Origin of the sequence: Actinospica sp. (assembly GCF_035552695.1) — a bacterium.
GTDB lineage: Bacteria > Actinomycetota > Actinomycetes > Streptomycetales > Catenulisporaceae > Actinospica.
Map to the genome: position 1 here is coordinate 1 of NZ_DASZKT010000171.1, position 1,780 is coordinate 1,780.

General features: G+C 69.2%; 1 protein-coding gene and 1 pseudogene. One reads left to right on the forward strand and one right to left on the reverse strand.

Annotated features, from left to right (window positions below; translation table 11 throughout):
* Nucleotides 1–223 precede the first annotated feature (223 nt).
* Nucleotides 224–1,255, forward strand: coding sequence for an alpha/beta hydrolase (locus VG296_RS20150; protein WP_325567843.1), 1,032 nt, complete (start codon nt 224–226; stop codon nt 1,253–1,255).
* 210 nt (nt 1,256–1,465) lie between these two features.
* Here VG296_RS20150 and VG296_RS20155 read toward each other — a convergent pair.
* Nucleotides 1,466–1,780, reverse strand: a pseudogene (locus tag VG296_RS20155) (hypothetical protein); the annotation flags it as partial.

Sequence of the window (1,780 nt, forward strand, 5' to 3'; positions counted from 1 at the left end):
CGACCACCCCAGCATCCGAACCCGCCCCTGAAACAGCAAAACGCATAGACAGCCTCCCGTAACGAAGCCGACCCCACCGATCCGCTTCTATCCCCAACAAGCCTAGACGCGCCGCCTACGCCAAGCGTAAACACCGACAAAGAAGCACCCCACACCCCACACCCCACACACCCGCGAACCACCTAGACGACGATGATCGCCGGCCGTCTAGAGTGCCGGGGCGATGAAGCCGTGGGGAGCCGAGCCTGCGGGGCGCTTTGACGAGCACGTCCTGGTCAGCGAGACGTTGCGGGGCAACCCGCTGGGCGACCCGCACGAGCGGCCGCTCTGGGTGTACGTCCCGCCCGGCTACGACTCGGACCCCGACCGCGGCTACCCCTCGGTCTACATGATCCAGGGCCTCACAGGTCAGCTGGACATGTGGCGGAACCGTTCGGCCTTCCGGCGCAATTTCCCCGAGCTGGCCGACGAGCTGTTCGCGACCGGACAGGCCCCGCCGTGCATTTGCGTCTGGGTCGACTGCTGGACCTCGCTAGGCGGCAGCCAGTTCCTCGACTCGCCCGGCACCGGTTGGTACCACACCTACCTTTGCGACGAGGTCGTGCCCTGGGTCGACGAGCGCTACCGGACTCTCGCGGCCCCTGAGCACCGCGGGATCGCCGGTAAGTCGAGCGGTGGCTACGGGGCGATGGTGACGCCGATGCTGCGGCCGGACCTGTTCGGCGGGCTGGCCACGCACGCCGGCGACGCGCTGTTCGAGAGCTGCTACCTATCCGAGTTTCGCGAGACGGCGCGGGTGCTGCGCGATGACTACGAGGGCTCCTACGAACGCTTTTGGGAGGACTTCCGTAGCCGCCCCGCCTTCGCCAAGACGAGCGACGGCCACCTGCTCAACGACTGGTGCATGGCGGCCTGCTATTCGGCCAACGACGATGGCACTGTGCGACTGCCGTTCGACGCGGCGACCGGCGAGCTCGTGCCGGAGGTCTGGGAGCGCTGGCTTCGCTGGGACCCGGTGCGCATGGTGCCCGGCCACGCCGACGCCCTGCGCGCCATGCGCGCGATCTACATCGACGCCGGCAAGCGCGACGAGTGGTTCCTCGACCTCGGCGCCGAGGCCTTCCGCCGAGCGCTCGAGCGGATCGGTGTCACCGACGTCTTCTTTGAGATCTTCGACGCGACCCACATGGGGATCGAGTACCGCTATCCGCTCTCGCTCAAGTACCTGGCCGAGCGGCTGGCGCCGCCTGGCTGACGACCCCGCAGGGTCGAAGGGCGGGCTCGCTACTGGTTGCGTGAGGGCGCTCGTCATAGACGGTTTGTGGATCCGCGTAGCGGAGCGTGCCCGACTCCCGTGTCGGTCTCAACCAGGCCGCGGCGCGGCATGATGGCGGCGCCGACCGCGCTGCCCGTGTTGTCGGTGGCCCGCCGCGAGGGCGAGCGGGTGCCCGAGCACGACCGCCGCTCAAGGGCCCTTGGGGCCGCCGCCGCAGGCCTTTGCGGCGGCCTGGAACGCGGGCGACTGCACGTCAACCCCGGGCAGGTAGGCCTCTTGCCCGCCTCCGGGGCCGGTGATGACCTTCGGGTCGGGGAAGTTCGGCACGCCGTGGCTGCGCATGCACCGCGCGAACTTCAGCCCCCGCTGGAGGGCCTGCGCGGTCTGCGCCTGACTCGCGTGCAGGTGCGGCATGTACTTCTGACACTTCTGCCGGGCGGCTTGAAACGCCGGCGCGTTGACCGACACGCCGTTGACCGACAACGTCTGCCCGTTCGGCCCCTG

What these genes read in the sequence shown, in the direction of transcription:
- VG296_RS20150 (WP_325567843.1), top strand. Translation starts at nt 224, where the DNA reads ATGAAGCCGTGGGGAGCCGAGCCTGCGGGGCGCTTTGACGAGCACGTC.